The organism is Bacillus sp. 05T31, assembly GCF_056396725.1.
Map to the genome: position 1 here is coordinate 1 of NZ_JBFTMA010000889.1, position 2,474 is coordinate 2,474.

2 protein-coding genes are annotated in these 2,474 nt (G+C 35.4%); one reads left to right on the forward strand and one right to left on the reverse strand.

Annotation, left to right across the window (positions count from 1 at the left end; genetic code table 11):
- Positions 1-551: TetR/AcrR family transcriptional regulator (locus AC1DJR_RS29580; protein WP_477004215.1), on the reverse strand; the 551-nt coding region annotated here is incomplete at its 3' end.
- A 296-nt stretch (positions 552-847) separates the two neighbouring features.
- On the opposite strand from AC1DJR_RS29580, the gene AC1DJR_RS29585 reads away from it, so the two are divergent.
- A partial coding sequence (locus tag AC1DJR_RS29585; RefSeq protein WP_477004216.1) for a DHA2 family efflux MFS transporter permease subunit occupies positions 848-2,474 on the forward strand: 1,627 nt, incomplete at its 3' end.

Consider the following 2,474-nt stretch of genomic DNA (forward strand, 5'->3'; position numbering starts at 1 on the left):
GCCATAAAATGCGGGGTATAAATCATGCCTCTTTTTAACCATGACATAATCATTCCGATATGAGCACCTGTAACATAACTAATAAGAATRTCACGAGGRACCATRAGKTCTTCATCATCWGGYTGKGAAATAGATARGCTTAATGTTAAATGTGTTTGAATTGTTTTCATCATTTTATAAGAATAGTTTCCAGCTGCCTTATCGCCGAGCATAACGTTATAGAAATTAGTATTGTCTGCGATATGCTCAAACAAAGCTAAAAAAGTTGGATGCGGTGAATCAAAAGTGAGCTGAAAATCTTCTTTATTTCGATTTTGTGGTTTAATTACTGCAGCTAGTTTTTCTAACATTTCTTCTATGCTTTTTTCTAATAAATCATATTTATCATGGTAATGGCTATAAAATGTAGCACGATTTACAGGAGCGCGTTCCGCGATATGTTGCACAGTTACATTTTCGAAGCCCTTTTCGCCTACTAAAGCGACAAAAGCATCCTGTATGAGTTGTCTCGTTCGTTTTACACGTGGATCATTTGTATTTTTAATAGACATTTTTACTTCACCTCGTTTAATTTTTTAACCTTAAACAACACATGTATAGTGTAATGTTGTTTAAACAACATATAGGTTTAAATTGTTGGTTGTAGATTCGGGATAATTATTTATAATTATAAACGATAGTCCTTTAGAAATCAGCACCGCTAGGATGCAGACAAAACATAGTTTGCGTCGTAAAAGGTGTGCTTTTTTTGTTTAAAGGTTAATATAATTAACAATTAAACAATATAAACACTAAGGATGTAAATAGTTTAGAAAAAAATTATATGCGATATAAGGAGAGGAATGCAATGAATCAGTTTCGAAGAATGGTAATTATCAACATTATCACATTAATTGTATTAGTGGGCGGCGGTATTGGCGGTTATTACTATTACAATCAAGCGGAAAACTATTTAAAAACAGAAAATGCAAAGATTGACGGGAAAGTAATCCCAATTGCATCACCAGTAGCAGGTAAATTAACAGACTGGAAAGCTGAAGTCGGAAAAAATTACAATGAGAACGATAAATTAGGTGCGGTTACTGTAGCAGGAGCAAATGGTGAGCAAACAGTAGATGTAACAATTCCGCAAAACGCAACAGTTGTACAATCAAATGCAACAACTAATGCGTTCGTTGGGGCAGGTAGCCCAATTGCTTATGCATTTGATATGAGCAATTTATGGGTAACAGCAAATATTGAAGAAACAAATATTGATGATGTTCAAAAAGGCCAAACAGTAGATGTGTATGTAGACGCATACCCAGATACAACGTTAACGGGAAAAGTAGAACAAGTTGGATTAACAACAGCGAATACATTCTCGATGTTACCATCAAGTAACGCAACAGCGAACTATACGAAAGTAAAGCAAGTTGTACCAGTTAAAGTTTCTTTAGATCATAGTACGAATGTGGGAGAAGAACAAGTCCCAGCCGTAAGTAAGATAGAAGTAAGTCAAGCAGAAACAGTAGAGAAAGAACTTGAACAAAAACAAGAAACAGAAGCTTCTAACGTAGTGGAATTAGAAACAGGGAAGCAAGAGCAAGTAAAACAGGAAAAAGAAATGCTGAAGAGACAATTGCCGGTAGAGAATGTGAATGTAAAGGCAGTTGTAGCTGTATTAATTCTCGGTATGTTCGTTTCTATTTTAAACCAAACGATCATTAATGTTGCACTGCCTCCATTAATGAATGAATTTAACGTATCAACTTCAACAGCACAATGGTTAATTACAGGCTTCATGCTTGTAAACGGAATTTTAGTACCAATCAGTGCATTTTTAGTTTCACGATTTACGTATCGTAAATTATTCATAGCAGCAATGTTATTCTTCACTGTAGGATCTATCATTTGTGCTACATCAGGAAACTTTACAATGATGATGACAGGCCGTGTTATTCAAGCGGTTGGTGCAGGTATTTTAATGCCAGTTGGTATGAATATCTTCATGACATTATTCCCGCCTAATAAACGCGGAGCAGCTATGGGGTTACTTGGGGTAGCGATGATTTTAGCACCAGCTATCGGACCAACTGTAACAGGTTGGGTAATTGAAAACTATAGCTGGAACTTAATGTTCTATGGGATGTTTGTTATCGGTTTAATTATTACGTTCTTATCTTTTAAATTCTTTACACTAGCTCAGCCAGTGTCCAAAACAAAGTTAGATGTATTCGGTGTTATTAGTTCAAGTATTGGGCTAGGTAGCTTACTGTACGGATTTAGTGAAGCTGGAAATAATGGCTGGACTAGTGCAGAAGTTGTTATAACACTTATCATCGGTGTCATTGGTTTAGCTGTATTTATTTGGAGAGAGTTAACAACAGATAATAAAATGCTTGATTTACAAGTGTTTAAATATCCGACGTTCACTTTCACATTAGTAATTAACGCGATTGTAACGATGGCCTTATTCGGAGGTATGTTATTAC